The following is a 15,417-nucleotide window of genomic DNA, read 5'->3' on the forward strand; positions in this document are numbered from 1 at the left end:
TAGCGGCAGCCCACACAGAATCACCTCTGGGTGAGCATACGTGTGGAATACCACTCCGGCCCCTCTTCCCCCTCTCGCGCAAACACTTTGACCACATGCCAACCGATGGTCTGGATGTCGTCCAACACCTTTGCCTCAGAGGCCGTGAGTCCGTTCGTTGCGTCGAGAGGTCTTGTCATTTGCGCATTGAGAATAACAGGCTGAAAGCAGATAGCTGGCGGCTACAGACCTATTCATGACTCATCCCGGATTGGAATAACCACGAACGTTCTGAAGTTCTAGGCTAGCTCCGTTCTGAGCCCGACATATCGGGGATGGCAGCATAGCCTTGCAATCGTGGCAGCATAACTCTGCTCTGGATGGCAGAATTGATTGCATTCAGTAGCATCAGTAATCGCGCATTTCTCCGTATCGAATCCGCAGCTCCGCACCCGAATGCTGTAAACGCGAATGCTGCCCTTTTGCCTCCTTGCCGACCTCGCGTTACCATCTACCTCCATGAAGCCGCGCATTGCTATCCCCGTGCCTAACTCCGATCCCGAGTACTCCTCGCGAGCGCTGCCCGAGTATGTGCGTTCTATCGAAGGCGCTGGCGGAGAGCCGGTCGTGATCGATCTCAAGCTTCCGAGCACCGAAGCCGCACAGCTAGCTAAGTCTTGCGATGCCATTCTGCTCCCCGGCTCGCCCGCCGACGTCGATCCGCAGAAATATGGCGAGCAGCGACATCCCAAGACTGCTCCATCCGACCCGGCACGCGACAATATCGACGAGCTTCTGCTGCAGGACGCGCACAACATGCGCAAGCCCATTCTATCCATCTGCTACGGAACGCAATCCCTCAACGTCTGGCGCAATGGAACCCTAGTCCAGCACATTGAGTCGTCAGTGCAGCATTCACGTACCCCCGGCGCGCCCCGCACCGAAGTCATCCAGCACACCGCACAGGTCGAGCCCGGTTCCAAGCTTTCGGCCATCACCGGCAGTGATCCCATTGTCGTCAACTCCAGCCATCACCAATCCATCGCCACTCCCGGCGATGCTCTCAAGGTAGTTGCCCGTTCCCCCGAGGACGGCATCATCGAAGCCGTCGAGGGAGCCGCCCCTGAGCAGTGGGTCCTCGGCGTCCAGTGGCACCCTGAACGAACCTTCCAAGAAAACGAAGTATCGCGTCGAATCTTCGAAAAACTCGTCACCGAGGCACGATCCTGGCACGAGCGTTTGGCCGACCGCTCTCCCGACTTCGAAAACGCTCGGGATTAACCACCCTGACAATACTGACGCTGGTGTATTGACGTCGGAGATAATTGATCTGGCTTCCGCCGAAAACCATTGCCTTCGATGTAACCATCCCTCAAAAATGGCATTCACTCCTTGGTTAATGGTTCCTCCCCGTTTCACGCGCCTCGTTCTAAGATGGTGAGTTCGCGAAGTCATCGAAATCTTTCAGTCTTACTAAAATGGAGAACCCTCAATGAGTGTCCCAATGGATCTCACCGGCAAGGTTGCGCTCATCACCGGAGGCTCGCGCGGCATCGGCGCAGCCTGCGTCCGCCTCTTTGCCCAGGCCGGCGCCAGCGTGCTGTTCAACTACCAGAAGAACGCCGAAGCCGCACAGCGCGTGGTCATCGCCGCTGGTCAAGACCGCGCCGCCGCCGTGCAGAGCGACCTCATTGGCGAGGGTGCCGAAGAGATGCTCGTCGAGGAAACCGTTTCGCATTGGGGACATCTCGACATCCTCGTCGTCAACCATGGCATCTGGCCACCTCACGATCAGCCCATCGATGAGATGAGCGACGACCAGTGGCGCTCCACCATGGCCACCAATCTCGACAGCGCATATTTGTTGGTCAAGTCGGCTGTTCGTGTCATGAAACACTCCAAGCGCGGAGGCCACATTGTTCTCGTCAGCTCCACCGCCGGACAGCGCGGCGAAGCGTTCCACTGCGACTACGCGGCGACCAAAGGTGCGATCATCAGCATGGTCAAAGGACTCTCAACCGAGTTGGCGCGCGACCGCATCTATGTAAACTGTGTAGCACCTGGTTGGGTTGCGACGGATATGTCGGCGCCCGCAATGGCCGATCCTGAACTACAGAAGAAGTACACCAGCCTTATTCCGCTGGGCCGCATCGCCAAGCCAGAGGAGATCGCGGCTCCTATCCTGTTTTTGTGTACGCCGCACGCAGGCTTTATCACAGGTGAAGTTTTTAACGTTAACGGCGGCGCCGTGCTGGTGGGCTGATCGCGTAACGTGGCAAGGTGCAATAGAGCGAAACAATGATGAAGAGATTCCTATCCCTTTTGCTGACTGCCTGTGTAGTCCCCGCCGTCCTTTCGCAAAGCGGGTTTGCGCAGGATCCGTCTTCCGTCGATGCACCTCCTACGTCGAGCACCGCTCCGGCGAAGCCTGCCTCTACGCCCGATGCGTCCAGCCAGAAAGCTCGGCAGCTTCTCGATGACATGGTGAAAGCTCTCGGCGGGCAGGCTTGGCTCACTTACCAAACCAGCGAACAGCAAGGTCGCAGTTACAGCTTCTATCATGGCAATCCGAACTCGGCAGGCACGCTCTTCTGGCGCTTCTACCAGTATCCGGACAAGGAACGTCGCGAACTCACCAAGCAGCGCGATGTGATCTACATCTACAACGGCGACAAAGGGTACGAGAAGACATTCAAGGGAACAGCCTCGGAAGATGACAAGACGATGCAGGAGTACATTCGCCGCCGCAGGCATTCGCTCGAAACGATCATGCGCGAGTGGCTCAAAGATCCCAAAACCATCGTCTTATATGAAGGCCAGTCCGTTGCGGATCAGCAGATGGTGGATGTCATCAGCATTCTCAACGCCAACAACGATGAAGTGAGCATTGGGATCGACGTTCACACTCATCTGCCTATCAACCGTCGCTATACATGGCGTGACGCCGACAAGTACAAGATCGAGGATGAAACCGTCTACGGCAACTATCGAACAATACAGGGGATCACCACTCCATTCACCACTACAAGCCGCCGCGATGGTGAAATCACGGGACAGAGTTTTCTAACTCACGTCGAGTACAACGTCCCTTTGCAGCCGGACTTGTTCGATGCCAAAGCTACCTATGACCCGCATAGCTACAATCCACGGGCCAAGAAGAAGTAGGCATATTGCGGAATCCGAACCGCACGTTTTCACTTGTAGAGACACGCACTGTGGCGAAAATCCCACAGTTCGCTAGAGAGAATTCCCTGTAACCTGAATAGTGGTAAATAGGTTACAGGAATCGTTGATTTCAGAGCAGACAGTCCGCGCAGCCGTTGAGTGCAAAGGCGTTGGCCTTCATAGCGGTGTACCTGTCCGCATGCGCATTGTGCCTGCGTCGCCAGGCTCAGGGATTGTCTTTCGTCGCACAGATCTCGATGATTTTCAGGTTGAGGCTACCGGGCGCAACGTCGCCAAGGTAAGTTACGCCACAAGCTTGATGAAGAAAGGCGTGTTGATCTCCACCACGGAGCACGTGCTTTCGGCTTTTGTAGGCATGGGCGTCGACAACGCCATCGTCGAACTCGACAATCTTGAATTGCCGATTCTCGATGGCAGTGCGCTTCCGATTGTGGAGATGGTGCAGCGAGTAGGCTTGCGCCGACAGCGCCGCGCCCGACAATATCTGCGAGTGCTAAAGCCAGTGCAGGTGCAAGAAGGCGAAAAATTCGTGGGGCTCTATCCTGCAGAGAATTTTTCCGTCACTTACACCATCAACTTCCCTCATCCTCTTATTGGCGAGCAATCGATTGGTGTCGATCTTTCACGCGGCGACTATGCTCGCGATATCGCACCGGCGCGTACATTTGGATTCCTGCACGAAGTCGAAGCGCTGCGAAACATGGGATTGATTCGCGGCGCAACGGAAGAGAATGCCATCGTGCTCACGCGCGAGGGAATTCTGAATGGCGAGCTGCGGATGTCGAATGAATTTGTACGGCATAAGGTTCTCGACCTCATCGGCGACCTCTCGCTGATTGGCCATCAAGTTCTGGGGCGCGTAGTCGCCGACCGTGCAGGTCACGCCATGCACACCGCGCTCGTCAGCCGGTTGTTGCGCGATCCTTCGTCGTGGGAACTGACGACGCTCGAAGATTCGGCGTTGCAGCCTGCCGAAATGGCGCAGTAAGCACGAAACATAAAACTACTTTTCTGAGATTGTATGTGTCTTAATACACAGTTCCCAGAGTTGGAAATGCGCCAACTCTGGGCCACCCGTCCATTTTGTTGAGGTGTAGGAGCCTTTCTGTTCCTTAGTTCTTCACCGTCATTGTGTCTGAGTTAACTGCTTTCTTTCCCGTAATACCTTCCAGTCCGGCCAGCAAGCCCCGATAGTCGCTCTTGTCGGCTTGGAATGCGATACCACCCTTCTTGCCTCCATCGTCCCAAGTGAGGCCAACGAAGTGCTTCTTTGACTTGGTTAATGCCATCAACGCTCCAACGCCGAGCGTGACAACACCGATCCCTACTGCCGCACCAACGCGGCGATGAACGTCTTGGCCGTAGCTGATCTCTTTCACCGCCGAAGCTGGAATAACCACTACCGCAGTTTTATCCCTCATTATTCGTATATTGCCGTTTTCCATATAGAGCTTCATGCTCGTCCCAGCCTTCAGATCGGGCAGAGACCCGCCATCATAGCCAATCTTGTAGCTGTTATCGCCGGCAAACACCGCAACTGGAATCACCATGCAGAGAAACAGTGCGAGAAACTTCTTCTTCATCGTTTCCTCTCAAGGACAGAAGTTTGGGACAGCGTTGGGGGAGGGTACGAATTCTAGGCTGCTACATTCCAGTCGGCGGTGATGGCGGTCACAACATTCCCATGGGCGTGGCTTGAGAAAGTATGGACGGGATGGGCCACGCCTCTCGAACTTCTATAATCAGTGCTTCGGTTCCATCTACTGCTACTTAATGCAGTTCTGGGCATCCAATCCTTGTGAGCAAAAACATGGACAAGCGGTTTTTCTTTGAGAAGTATGGGCTGAATGAGCGCGACCTCGAGAAGTATCTGGGCGCGGCACTTTCGGCCGGTGGCGATTACGCCGACCTGTATTTCGAGTACCTGACCTCGACTGCGCTTTCGGTGGATGAGTCAATGGTGAAGTCGGCGTCGCAGGGCATCAGCGCGGGATGCGGAGTTCGCGTCGTGACCGGCGAGCGTACTGGCTATGCCTACACGGACGATCTTGCGCCAGAGAAGATTCTGCACGCGGCGCGCACTGCGGCCCTGATTGCGAGCGGCCCGGCGAAAACTCCAGTGGTGAGCCTGAAGCAGAATACTCGGCCAAGCCTGTATCCGATTACCGACGCAGCTTCTGACGTAGAGCTCTCAAAGAAAGTCGAACTAGTATTTCGCGCGGACAAAGCGGCACGCGCGTTTGATCCTCGGATTAAGGAAGTGCGCGCAGGGTATGCCGATGAGCTGCGGCGCATCCTGGTGATCGGATCGGATGGAACGTTCGCCGAAGACGTGCAACCACTATCGCGCATGAGCGTGTTTGTAATTGCGCGCGACGGCCAGCTTAGTGCGAAAGGAAACTCGGGCGGCGGCGGACGGCATAAGTTCGACATGTTCCTGACCGAGAAGACGCCGGAACACTTTGCGCAGGAAGCAGCGCGGCAGGCGCTCTTACAGTTGAGTGCCGTCGCGTGTCCGGCGGGTGAGATGCAGGTCGTGCTTGGCCCCGGCTGGCCCGGCGTGTTGCTGCACGAGGCAATCGGGCACGGGTTGGAAGCGGATTTCAATCGCAAGAAAACCTCCGCGTTCTCTGGACTGCTTGGTAAGCGGGTGGCCAGCGACAAGTGCACGGTAGTCGATAACGGAACGCTGAATGAGCGTCGCGGCTCGATCAACGTGGATGATGAAGGTAACGCCACGAACAACACGATGCTGATCGAGAAAGGTATTCTCAAGGGCTACATGGCTGACAAGCTTTCGGCGCGCTTGATGGGACTGCCGAATACGGGCAATGGACGCCGCGAAAGCTACGAGCACATTCCCATGCCGCGCATGACGAACACGTACATGCTCGCGGGTGAGGACGCTCCGGAAGACATCATCAAGAGCGTGAAGTACGGGCTCTATGCGGTGAACTTTGGTGGCGGGCAGGTGGATATCACGAATGGAAAGTTCGTGTTCGCCGCAAGCGAGGCTTACCTGATTGAAGACGGCAAGGTGACGGCTCCAGTGAAGGATGCAACGCTCATTGGCAACGGACCTGACGTACTGACGCGGGTGAGCATGGTGGGCAACGACCTGCAACTCGACGAAGGCATCGGCACCTGCGGCAAAGATGGGCAGAGTGTTCCGGTGGGCGTCGGGATTCCGACATTGAAGATTGACCGAATGACGGTGGGCGGCACAGGGAGCGCAGCATAATGGCCACAACAGTGACTCCAGCAGAAGTGAACCTGCGCGAACTCGCTACGGGTGTGGTGCAGAAGGCGATTACACTCGGCGCTTCGGCGGCTGAAGCCGTGGTGGCGGAAGGGTCGGAGTTCTCAACCGTAGTGCGATTGGGCGAGGTCGAGACGTTGAAGGAATCAGGCTCGCGCGCGCTGGGTGTCCGAGTGTTCGTGGGAAAGCACGCGGCGAATACTTCCACCAGCGACCTGTCTCCGGAAGGCGTGGAGCAACTCGTGCGTGGCGCAATCGCGCTGGCGAAGATTACATCCGAAGACCCCATGGGCGGCATTCCCGCGCCGGAGCAGTTGGGGCAGATTGAAGGTGATCTCGGCCTGTATTACGACGACGTGTATTCGCTTTCGAACGCGGAGCGCATTGAAATGGCGCGGCGCGCAGAGAAGGCTGCACTGGCGGTTGATCAGCGATTGACGAACAGCGACGGTGGCACGTTCGACGCGAGCATCGGGCGGAAAGTGCTAGCGAATTCGCATGGGTTCGTCGGTGAGTACCGTTCTTCGTACTGTTCGATTTCGGCGGTGCCGATTGCGAGCGATGCTGAGGGCAACATGCAGCGCGACTACTGGTATTCGGTGGCGCGCACACTGAACAAGATGGATTCGCCGGAAGAGGTCGGCCGCATTGCAGCCGAGCGAACACTGCGGCGGCTCGGTGCGCGCAAGGTAAAGACGCAGAAGGTGCCGATTGTGTTCGATCGCCAGACCGCTGGCGCGTTGCTCGATCATATCTTCGACGCGGCAAATGGCGATGCCGTCTACCGCCATGCTTCGTTCCTGGCGGACAAGCTAGGCGAGAAGACGTTTGGCAGCAATGTGACGGTGATCGATGACGGCACGATTTTCGGCGGGTACGGGACGCGTCCGTTTGACAGCGAAGGTGTACCCACGCGCCGCACTACGGTGATCGAAAACGGCGAGTTGAAGAGCTACCTGCTGAACACCTATACTGCGCGCAAACTCGGCTTGGCGACCACGGGCAACGCTGCGCGCGGACTGGCTGGCACGCCCGGAATCGGCAACGGAAACTTCTATCTGCTACCGGGAGAAAAGTCGCAGGAAGAGATCATCAAGAATGTGAAGCAGGGACTGCTCGTAACTGAATTTCTCGGCTTTGGCGTGAACCTTGTGACGGGAGATTTCTCCCGGGGCGCGAGCGGCATCTGGATCGAAAATGGTGAGCTTGCATACCCGGTGGAGGAAATCACGGTTGCCGGGAACCTGCGAGAGATGTTCAGCAATCTGTCCGAAGTTGGCAACGACCTCATCTGGCGCGGTTCGATTGCGTGTCCTACGCTGCGAATTGAAGGAATGACGATCGCAGGCGAATAACCAACTTACATTGCAGGAAAAATGCATCTCGCGATCACGACAGTGGTCGCGAGATATCTTTATGCGAGCTAAAAGCGGAGGCCAACACCTCACGCTCCTAACTCACGTCAATAGTTACTGTCCGGCCCTATCGAGGTCTGCACGTACGCTTACGTTCCCGCCGGAGGTATGCAGCTTCCTTTCGTAAGCTCGATAGCCTTTCTTGCTCACGCGCAAAGTGTGAACTCCATTTGCGAGAGAGACAGTGGAGGGCGTGCTCCCTACGAAAGCACTGTCAACCTCGATCTCACAATTCGGCACGTTTGCATCTACTGACACCTGTGACAACCCGTTGGTCGATGCAGCCGAAGCAGAAACGACTGCGGGCTGAGGTGCGAATCTTGCCAAATCAAGCGATACGTCGCCATTGATGTACGCAGTTGTCTCTGCACCCTTAGGGATCGTGATGTCCTTACCATGCATCAGTAGGAAGAGTGCCGAGCCTCCTAATGTAAAGATGGCGGTTGCTGCCATTGCCCCTACCATCGCGCCGGTATGGCTTCCGCCTTTTCCGCCCGCACTGGCGGTCAATGCAGCTTTTTCGTTGTCGACCAAGCGTACATAGTCCAGAACCAAGTCAAGCTTTCCGGCTCGCCCCATTCTTTTCTTGGGCTGCGCGTCGGTCACCGTAGCTGACGCGGTGGCTCCTTTGGCAATTACAACAACGCCTTGAACTTGGACTTCTTCCAATACCTCGAAATCAACGTGTTCGCCAATCTTCGCGTCGGCAGAAGATATATTCCGGCCGATGCGCAGCTTGACCGGGGTTCCATCAAGCAATGTGTTCGGTTTTGCAGGAGCAGGAGCCGAAGAAGTCACTGGAGTGGTACTGGTCTTTGTTTCTTGTGCAAAAGAAGTCGAAGCGAGAAGAGAGAAGATTAAAAGAACGCTTAGAAATTGCTTCATTACTCCGCGAATCTCCATATAGAGCTGAGCCATGATGTAGTGAATTAGGGGCGTTAACACATTGGCACTCTGAAAAAGGTAAGTCAAAGGAAAGTAGCTGATTGCATCTAACCTTCTTCTCACTTTAGTAACCGCGTGCTGCTAGAATGAGCCTGCCATGACTGAGCCCAACGACACCGATCCAAAGACCACACCCACAGAACCTGTCCTGTTTGGTGCGCCGCAAGTGGAAAAAGAGCCGCACAACTGGACTCCGCTTATCGTGGGGTTTGTCGTGCTGCTTGTAGTAGTGGGCATCATCGCGATACTTGGGCGTTCGAAGAAGGAAGTTGCGAAGACTGCCGATCCTTATGCAACGAATCTCTCGATTGAGCAGGCGAAGCTGAGCCAAGCCGATAACTTCCTCGGCGCGACCGTGACCTACATCGATGTCGTGGTCAAGAACAATGGTCCGAAGACAGTCGTTGGAGGCACGATCAATGCGGTCTTCAAGGACACGTTGGGGCAGTCTGTGCAGAGTGAGTCAGTGCCGATGCGGGTGCTCGTCCCTCATTCATTGGGTGGTGACGAGGAAGCCGTTGAGCTAGCAAAATCTCCACTTGGGCCCGGGCAGACGCGCACGATCCGGCTTACGCTGGAGCACATTTCCTCTGAATGGAACCAAGCGCAACCCGATCTGGAATTTCGCGGTCTACGCTTCAAGTAAATTGATATAAGTCGATCTGGTTCGCCCTGCACGCACTATTGAACAGGGTTTATGCGGTGTTCGTGCGAGGGTGACACCTCCAGAATAGTTTCGGTATCGTTGCCGAAGTGCGTCTCTTTGCCGTGTGCCAGGAATCGCGTGTAGACGTTTCGGACGGTCGCGGCAGCACCGATGCCTCCACCTACGTATCGCGAGCCGATGCCTGCGGCTGCGAGTCGGCCTATCAGGGCAAATCCGTTGCTTGAAACAGCAGCTTTCGTCAGGCCTCCGTCTTCATCGCAAGAAAGGAATCTACGTAACTCGTTGAGAATGAGCCGCCCATGTCAACACGAGCCACGCGAGCACCGCGATAAGGACGAAGACGACAAACTTGATCATTTTTATGGTCTCGCGCTTCGGCTCATCAGGGTCCATTGAGCGGTACACCAGTCGTTTACCGCGCCACTGACTCGGTTTGTAGTGAATGCCCACTCGTTACATGCTCCAACGAACTCGGGATCCGTCGACAAACATACTGGGTGGTAAAAGCCCTTATCGCAACTTATCGTACGCCGAACGCCCGCAGACTCGAAAGCGGCAGTTGGACGATGCAAAGGACCGCCGACACGACGATGACGAGCAGCTTTCCGATGATCGTTCCGCCGACGATGATGGGTTGGCCGTCGCGCAGATGGGTTATTGGATTGAGCTGGAGTGGAGATTAGGAGTGAGGGACTTCTTCTCTTTCCCGGTGCCTCTCAGGGTTGGGGGTGGTTGTTGGGCAGGAGGCGAGGCATTCCTGCAGCAGGTCGGGAAGTTCGGGAGCATTGCTGCAGGTGATTGCTTGGATGCGGGTGCTCGCAAAAACGCAATTGGCACATTGCACGCAATTTTGCACAGCTTGGGGATGGGGCGCGAGCATTGCCCGCTTGGGATGCGGAATAATGGGGTGTGAAGTCCACTGGAATATCTCATCCTGCTGTAGGAATCGATTTCGGAACGACCAACAGTTCACTGGCGCTCGCAAAGGGCGACTCGCTGGAATTGGTGCGCTTTGTCTCTGAGAGCGGGGCGACAGAATCGTTTCGCTCCGTGCTTTATCTCGAACAACACAAGAAGGCTGGCCAGCGCAACGTGCAGTCGTGGACGGGGCCTTGGGCTATTGAGCAGTATCTCGACGCAGAGCATAAGGGGCGGTTGATCCAGTCGCTCAAGTCTTATCTCGCAAGCAGATTGATGACCGGAACCGAGGTGCTTGGTCGCCACTACACGCTGGAAGACCTGATCTCGCGAATTCTGGCCGATCTCCGCCTACATGCCGAAAAGCAGTTTGGCGTGCCCGTTCGCAACGCGATCGTAGGGCGTCCGGTGCAGTTTGTGAGCGCCGAGAAACCGGAAGATGAGAAGTATGCGCTGGCACGTCTGCGTCACGCGTTCAAGCTGGCGGGCTATGAGCACGTCGAGTTTGAGATGGAGCCAGTGGCGGCAGCTTACGCCTACGAATCCGGACTCGATCACGACGAGCTGATTATGATTGGAGACTTTGGCGGCGGCACCAGCGACTTTTCCTTGTTGCACGTAGGCCCGGGCGTCAGGAAGCGCGGACGCACGGAACGCGACCTGCTGGGAAACAGTGGTGTGGGGCTGGCCGGAGATGCATTCGACGCACGGATTGTGCGCAAGCTGGTTTCGCCCGCGCTGGGTTCGGAAAGCATGGCTCGCTCTGGGCAAAAGATCCTTCCGGCGGTGCCCGCGTGGATCTACGCGAACCTGGAACGCTGGCATTACTTGTCGTTTCTGCGTACGCGGCAAGTGATGGAGTTGCTGCGCAGCGCATATCGCCGAGCACTGGAGCCTGAGAAGATCGAGTCGCTGATCATGCTGGTGGATGAGGATTTGGGATACCAGCTTCATCAGGCGGTACAAAGGCTGAAATTTCAACTTTCCACCGATGAAGCCGCAGAGTTCAGGTTCCGCGAAGGTGGGTTGGAATTGAGCATTCCCGTGACGCGGACAGATTTCGAGAGCTGGATTGAGGAAGACCTTGGGCGTATCGAGCAGTGTGTAGATGAACTACTCACAAGGAGCGGAGTAGATGCGCGTGCGGTGGACCGAGTCTTTCTCACGGGAGGCACGTCACTGGTTCCGGCGGTGCGGCGCATCTTCGAAACTCGATTTGGTTATGATCGCGTACGCACCGGAAATGAGTTCACCTCTGTGGCAAGAGGGTTGGCGTTGCGCGCAGCTGAGGCAAATCAGCAGAAAAAGTAAGACCCACATCCGCAGGAGGCTGTGGGTCTTGTTCATCTCTGGAGACAGACTATGTGCCGGGATTTGCGGGCGGGATGGCGCGCAGGTATTCGTAAATTGCACGCAGGTCGCGATCCGAAAGCGACTGGTACGTGGGCCACGGCATTACTTGAAGAAGTTGGCCTGGGTGATCGAAGTCGGTTCCCTTACGCATGATCTGCACGAACTCCTGGTAGGTGTGCCCGGCAGGTAGACCGTTTTCCGGCGTCAGGTTGCGAGAGACGAATGGGCCGAACGTTTGCCCGCCCGCGAGGTAGTTTGCGGCATTCACTTTTTTGGGCTGGCCGAGGAACGGGTTTCCGCCCGGTGCATAGCTAGGTTGGGTGTGGCAATCGTTGCAGCCGCCTACGGCGTTAACGAGATAGCTGCCGAGTCCGACTTGAGCGTAATTCTTTCCGGCAAGGTCAAGTGGAACCGGGGCGATCTGGTACCCGATCTTGATACGCTGTCCCTCACCACCCTCATTGCTGTCATTCGCATGGGCGGTCATCTTTGAGCCGCCAATTGTTGCTGCCACACCGAGGCCCAACATCAAAACGAGCAAGGAACGTCTCATGCTTTTTCTTCTCCCTGCGACTCACATCCTTCTTGCTTATTGAAGTGAGTCGCTATTTTGTGTAGGTGGACGGAACGAGATTGAGCCACTCCTGATGGCTCTGCTCGAAGGGGCGGCTGAAAACTCCAAGCTGCCGGTTTTGAGATGCTGGAATAAGTCGGCGTGCCGCTCACGACTAAGCTGCTAATGGAGAAAATTCGAGTATGGAGAAAAGATTGAGAGCCGGATTCGTAGGAGACGCCTCCGGCTCCATTACTAGAAGGTAAGGACGACCTTGCCGAAGTTCTTTCGTTCCAGCAGCAGACGGTGAGCATCGGCCGCTGCGCTGATGGGGAACTTGGCTCCGATGGTGGGCCGTATCTGGCCGCTCTTGATGTAAGGCATCATGGAGTCTAGCGCCTGCTGGATGAGTCCATGATTCAGCGACAACTTGGTGAGCCATAGCCCGTGTGCGCTGAGTCCCTTGTTATACATCGCTGAGGTGTTGAACTTTGCCGCCTGCCCGGTGGCGTTGCCGAACATGATGACGCGTCCGAACTCGGCGCAGCAGGCGAGGCTTTTGCCTGTGTGCTCACCCGCAAGGCTGTCAAATACAGCATCGACTCCCTCTCCTGCGGTGAGTTGGCGGATGCGTACGAGGTAGTCCTCGACGTTGTAATCAATTCCGTGAGTGAGGCCGAGCTGGGTGAGCTGCTTGAGTTTCTCCGGGCTGGAAGCCGTGCCGAAGGTTTCAAATCCGAGGATCTTGCCGAGTTGTACGGCAGCAGTGCCAACGCCCCCGGCTGCCGCATGAATAAGCACGCGGGGACGGTCCTTGGCGCGCGCTGGCGAGGGCTCGACAGATTCCTCCAGCAGTCCGGCTTTCCAATAGAGCAGCCACGCCGTGAAGTAATTCACCGGAAAGGCAGCAGATTGCGCTGACGACCAGCCTTCGGGCTGCGGCCAGTAGAAGCCTTCGGGAACAGTCATGAATTCGGCACAGGCGGAGTGCTGCGCATAGCCCATAACGCGACGCCCGTCCTCAGTGGTTCCAGCGAACTCGCGTCCCATGACGTAAGGCGGGTTTGGTCCGGAGGGATAGCGCCCAAGGGCGCCGAGAACGTCTGCGAAATTCACGCCGACGGCCTCGACCTGTACAAGGATCTCGTGAGCGGCGGGTGTAGGAACAGGAACCTCGCGGAGTTCGAGTCCGGCGGGGCCCTCAAACGATGTCACGACTATGGCTTTCATGCGCAAGATTGTACGGGTAAGCCGGAGGGAATGCTAGAAGAGCAGTTCAGAACGAGAATTTAGGTCAGAGTTGGATAGCTTTGGTTGGAAAACGCCCAACTCCGGGGTATCGCAGAATTCTGCGAGAGAGGCCAACGGCCGCTATAGATGAACTCTGCTGAGCGGATTAGAAAAGAAGAACCGGCGTGCATTCTCCCCCGAGAATAGCAGCGCCGGTTTCCCATCTCCTCAGGCTGCCCTGGGAGACTCAGCCGCTCATCTTTCCCTTGCGGGACGGCTAAAATTGTATCGATAGCGGTTAGCCCCTGATCTAAACAGAATGTTGCAGGGGCTACATAGCTCTAAGGTGCCCTGTGCGGCAGGGTTTTACAATCCCAAACTGGTTTATCGCGATTACCAGTGAGGTACTGTTGCAGAGCTTTGTTCTCAAAAGTTGCAATGTGCAACAAAGCCTGATAAACATTTACCCCTGACTTGACCGCAAGTTGGGTCAACGGACGCAATAAGTTGTAGTGTGGTATATACTTCGGTCTTTCTGTTCGGTGCGCAGGCACCGCGGCTTGGGTTCTGCGGGTTGAACCCCGGCTCTTTGATACGACATGTACTTGAATGCCAGCATATTAAGGCTGGCAATAACCGGGAGCGCCTCATCAGTTGGACTGGTGAATGCTAAGCTCCCGTTTGTAATTGGTACAGGGCCTGCAGGGAGGTCCTCTTGGATCTGGTCATAATTAGGGTTCTATTCATATTTGTAGTAGGCCTGGCGTGCTATCTTCTAGAGCCATTTGGTCTATCGAGGCTGATTGATACCGGCTTGGGCGTGCTCATGGGCGGAGCCGTCATCCTGTTTGAGGTGAGACTGCGTTCGATCAGCTTGAAGCGATTGATCGGCGCGGCTTTGGGCAGTGTGCTTGGTATCCTTGGCGCCTACCTTTTCAGTGTGGTGATCCGCAACGCGGTTCCGGTTGGCCACCTGCAGAGCTTCATGCAGATCATGGTGATGCTGGTCATGGCCTACGTGGGCCTGATCGTCGGTGCAGCCAAGGGTGATCTGCTGAATCTCGCGGCCTTGGGTGGAGTTTTTGGTGGCGAGAAGCAGTCGCGCAAGAGCCACAAGATCCTCGACACGTCGGTCATTATTGATGGCCGCATCGCCGACATTGCTGAAACCGGGTTCATGGACGGCGTCCTCACGATTCCAGCGTTCGTGCTGCGTGAACTGCAGTTAGTAGCGGACTCGGCCGACTCGCTGAAGCGCAACCGCGGTCGCCGTGGATTGGACATTCTGCAGCGCATCCAGAAGCTCACGAACATTCAGGTCATGATCGTGGAAGATGATTTTCCGGCGGTCCGCGAAGTCGACATGAAGCTGATCGAACTTGCCAAGCTCTATGAAGGCAAGATCGTGACCAACGACTTCAATCTGAACAAAGTAGCGCAACTGCATGGCGTAGCTGTGCTCAACATCAATGAACTGACCAACGCGCTGAAGCCGATCGTGCTGCCGGGCGAGATCATGAAGGTGTTCATCCTGAAAGAAGGCAAGGAATACAACCAGGGTGTCGCCTATCTCGATGATGGAACCATGGTGGTGGTCGACAACGCGCGCAAGATGATTGGCAAGACTGTGGAGATCTCAGTAACGAGCGTGTTGCAGACCACGGCTGGCAAGATGATCTTCGGAAAGTTCGATGAACGCGGCGTGACCGGAATGGCCAAGCCTGAAACGCGGCCTCCGGATATGCGGAAGAGTAACCCGCAACCGGCATCGCCCGATCAGCACACTGCTTCGGCCGGCACTGCCGCGACCACGACTGCGCACGAAGAGAATTCGCACTAGAGCGCTTCCTGCGCTCTGCACTCAATTCAGAAAGCGCGAGCCTCGGGTTCGCGCTTTCGTTTCGCGCGGCGG

The 15,417-nt window shown here is 56.2% G+C and carries 14 protein-coding genes; 9 read left to right on the forward strand and 5 right to left on the reverse strand.

Annotated features, from left to right (window positions below; genetic code table 11):
* Positions 1–20 precede the first annotated feature (20 nt).
* Positions 21–179: a hypothetical protein gene (locus tag AC6IZD_RS19035; RefSeq protein WP_497785248.1), complete on the reverse strand. Its 159-nt coding sequence runs from the start codon at positions 177–179 to the stop codon at positions 21–23.
* A 319-nt stretch (positions 180–498) separates the two neighbouring features.
* On the opposite strand from AC6IZD_RS19035, the gene AC6IZD_RS19040 reads away from it, so the two are divergent.
* From AC6IZD_RS19040 to lpxC, 4 genes are all read left to right on the forward strand, one after another.
* A complete protein-coding gene (locus AC6IZD_RS19040; RefSeq protein ID WP_497785249.1) occupies positions 499–1,260 on the forward strand; it encodes a gamma-glutamyl-gamma-aminobutyrate hydrolase family protein in 762 nt (253 codons plus the stop codon).
* Between the two features lie 211 nt (positions 1,261–1,471).
* Positions 1,472–2,242 (forward strand): SDR family NAD(P)-dependent oxidoreductase, encoded by a 771-nt coding sequence (locus AC6IZD_RS19045; protein WP_497785250.1) that lies wholly within the window; start codon positions 1,472–1,474, stop codon positions 2,240–2,242.
* Between the two features lie 35 nt (positions 2,243–2,277).
* The gene (locus tag AC6IZD_RS19050) at positions 2,278–3,144 is read left to right on the forward strand and encodes a hypothetical protein (protein WP_497785252.1); all 867 of its coding nucleotides are present in this window, start codon (positions 2,278–2,280) and stop codon (positions 3,142–3,144) included.
* Positions 3,145–3,268: 124 nt separating this feature from the next.
* Entirely contained in the window at positions 3,269–4,153 is an 885-nt protein-coding gene (lpxC, locus tag AC6IZD_RS19055) for a UDP-3-O-acyl-N-acetylglucosamine deacetylase (protein ID WP_497785253.1), read from the forward strand.
* 124 nt (positions 4,154–4,277) lie between these two features.
* Here lpxC and AC6IZD_RS19060 read toward each other — a convergent pair whose 3' ends face one another.
* A complete protein-coding gene (locus tag AC6IZD_RS19060; RefSeq protein WP_497785254.1) occupies positions 4,278–4,748 on the reverse strand; it encodes a hypothetical protein in 471 nt (156 codons plus the stop codon).
* Between the two features lie 227 nt (positions 4,749–4,975).
* Between AC6IZD_RS19060 and tldD the strand changes: the two genes are divergently transcribed.
* Together tldD and AC6IZD_RS19070 are read left to right on the forward strand one after the other, a co-directional pair.
* Complete coding sequence (gene tldD, locus AC6IZD_RS19065; RefSeq protein ID WP_497785255.1) at positions 4,976–6,406, forward strand: metalloprotease TldD; 1,431 nt, start codon at positions 4,976–4,978, stop codon at positions 6,404–6,406.
* A complete protein-coding gene (locus tag AC6IZD_RS19070; protein ID WP_497785257.1) occupies positions 6,406–7,779 on the forward strand; it encodes a TldD/PmbA family protein in 1,374 nt (457 codons plus the stop codon). The genes tldD and AC6IZD_RS19070 overlap by 1 nt, the downstream gene beginning before the upstream one ends.
* A 114-nt stretch (positions 7,780–7,893) precedes the next feature.
* On the opposite strand, the gene AC6IZD_RS19075 is transcribed toward AC6IZD_RS19070, so the two are convergent.
* Complete coding sequence (locus AC6IZD_RS19075; RefSeq protein WP_497785258.1) at positions 7,894–8,784, reverse strand: PEGA domain-containing protein; 891 nt, start codon at positions 8,782–8,784, stop codon at positions 7,894–7,896.
* A 97-nt stretch (positions 8,785–8,881) separates the two neighbouring features.
* On the opposite strand from AC6IZD_RS19075, the gene AC6IZD_RS19080 reads away from it, so the two are divergent.
* Entirely contained in the window at positions 8,882–9,430 is a 549-nt protein-coding gene (locus tag AC6IZD_RS19080; protein WP_497785260.1) for a hypothetical protein, read from the forward strand.
* Positions 9,431–10,360: 930 nt separating this feature from the next.
* The gene (locus AC6IZD_RS19085; protein WP_497785261.1) at positions 10,361–11,680 is read left to right on the forward strand and encodes an Hsp70 family protein; all 1,320 of its coding nucleotides are present in this window, start codon (positions 10,361–10,363) and stop codon (positions 11,678–11,680) included.
* A 49-nt stretch (positions 11,681–11,729) separates the two neighbouring features.
* Here AC6IZD_RS19085 and AC6IZD_RS19090 read toward each other — a convergent pair whose 3' ends face one another.
* Both AC6IZD_RS19090 and AC6IZD_RS19095 read right to left on the reverse strand, forming a co-directional pair.
* A complete protein-coding gene (locus AC6IZD_RS19090; protein WP_497785263.1) occupies positions 11,730–12,275 on the reverse strand; it encodes a hypothetical protein in 546 nt (181 codons plus the stop codon).
* 255 nt (positions 12,276–12,530) lie between these two features.
* Positions 12,531–13,505 carry a quinone oxidoreductase family protein gene (locus AC6IZD_RS19095; protein WP_497785265.1) on the reverse strand — a complete coding sequence of 325 codons (975 nt, stop codon included), beginning with the start codon at positions 13,503–13,505 and terminating at the stop codon, positions 12,531–12,533.
* 715 nt (positions 13,506–14,220) lie between these two features.
* On the opposite strand from AC6IZD_RS19095, the gene AC6IZD_RS19100 reads away from it, so the two are divergent.
* Entirely contained in the window at positions 14,221–15,345 is a 1,125-nt protein-coding gene (locus AC6IZD_RS19100) for a PIN/TRAM domain-containing protein (RefSeq protein ID WP_497785267.1), read from the forward strand.
* The last annotated feature ends 72 nt before the right edge of the window (positions 15,346–15,417 follow it).

This window comes from Koromonas humicola (genome assembly GCF_059726255.1).

What these genes read in the sequence shown, in the direction of transcription:
- AC6IZD_RS19060 (WP_497785254.1), bottom strand. Translation starts at nt 4,748, where the DNA reads ATGAAGAAGAAGTTTCTCGCACTGTTTCTCTGCATGGTGATTCCAGTT.
- AC6IZD_RS19095 (WP_497785265.1), bottom strand. Translation starts at nt 13,505, where the DNA reads ATGAAAGCCATAGTCGTGACATCGTTTGAGGGCCCCGCCGGACTCGAA.
- AC6IZD_RS19050 (WP_497785252.1), top strand. Translation starts at nt 2,278, where the DNA reads ATGATGAAGAGATTCCTATCCCTTTTGCTGACTGCCTGTGTAGTCCCC.
- AC6IZD_RS19070 (WP_497785257.1), top strand. Translation starts at nt 6,406, where the DNA reads ATGGCCACAACAGTGACTCCAGCAGAAGTGAACCTGCGCGAACTCGCT.
- AC6IZD_RS19045 (WP_497785250.1), top strand. Translation starts at nt 1,472, where the DNA reads ATGAGTGTCCCAATGGATCTCACCGGCAAGGTTGCGCTCATCACCGGA.
- AC6IZD_RS19040 (WP_497785249.1), top strand. Translation starts at nt 499, where the DNA reads ATGAAGCCGCGCATTGCTATCCCCGTGCCTAACTCCGATCCCGAGTAC.
- AC6IZD_RS19080 (WP_497785260.1), top strand. Translation starts at nt 8,882, where the DNA reads ATGACTGAGCCCAACGACACCGATCCAAAGACCACACCCACAGAACCT.
- AC6IZD_RS19090 (WP_497785263.1), bottom strand. Translation starts at nt 12,275, where the DNA reads ATGAGACGTTCCTTGCTCGTTTTGATGTTGGGCCTCGGTGTGGCAGCA.
- tldD (WP_497785255.1), top strand. Translation starts at nt 4,976, where the DNA reads ATGGACAAGCGGTTTTTCTTTGAGAAGTATGGGCTGAATGAGCGCGAC.
- AC6IZD_RS19035 (WP_497785248.1), bottom strand. Translation starts at nt 179, where the DNA reads ATGACAAGACCTCTCGACGCAACGAACGGACTCACGGCCTCTGAGGCA.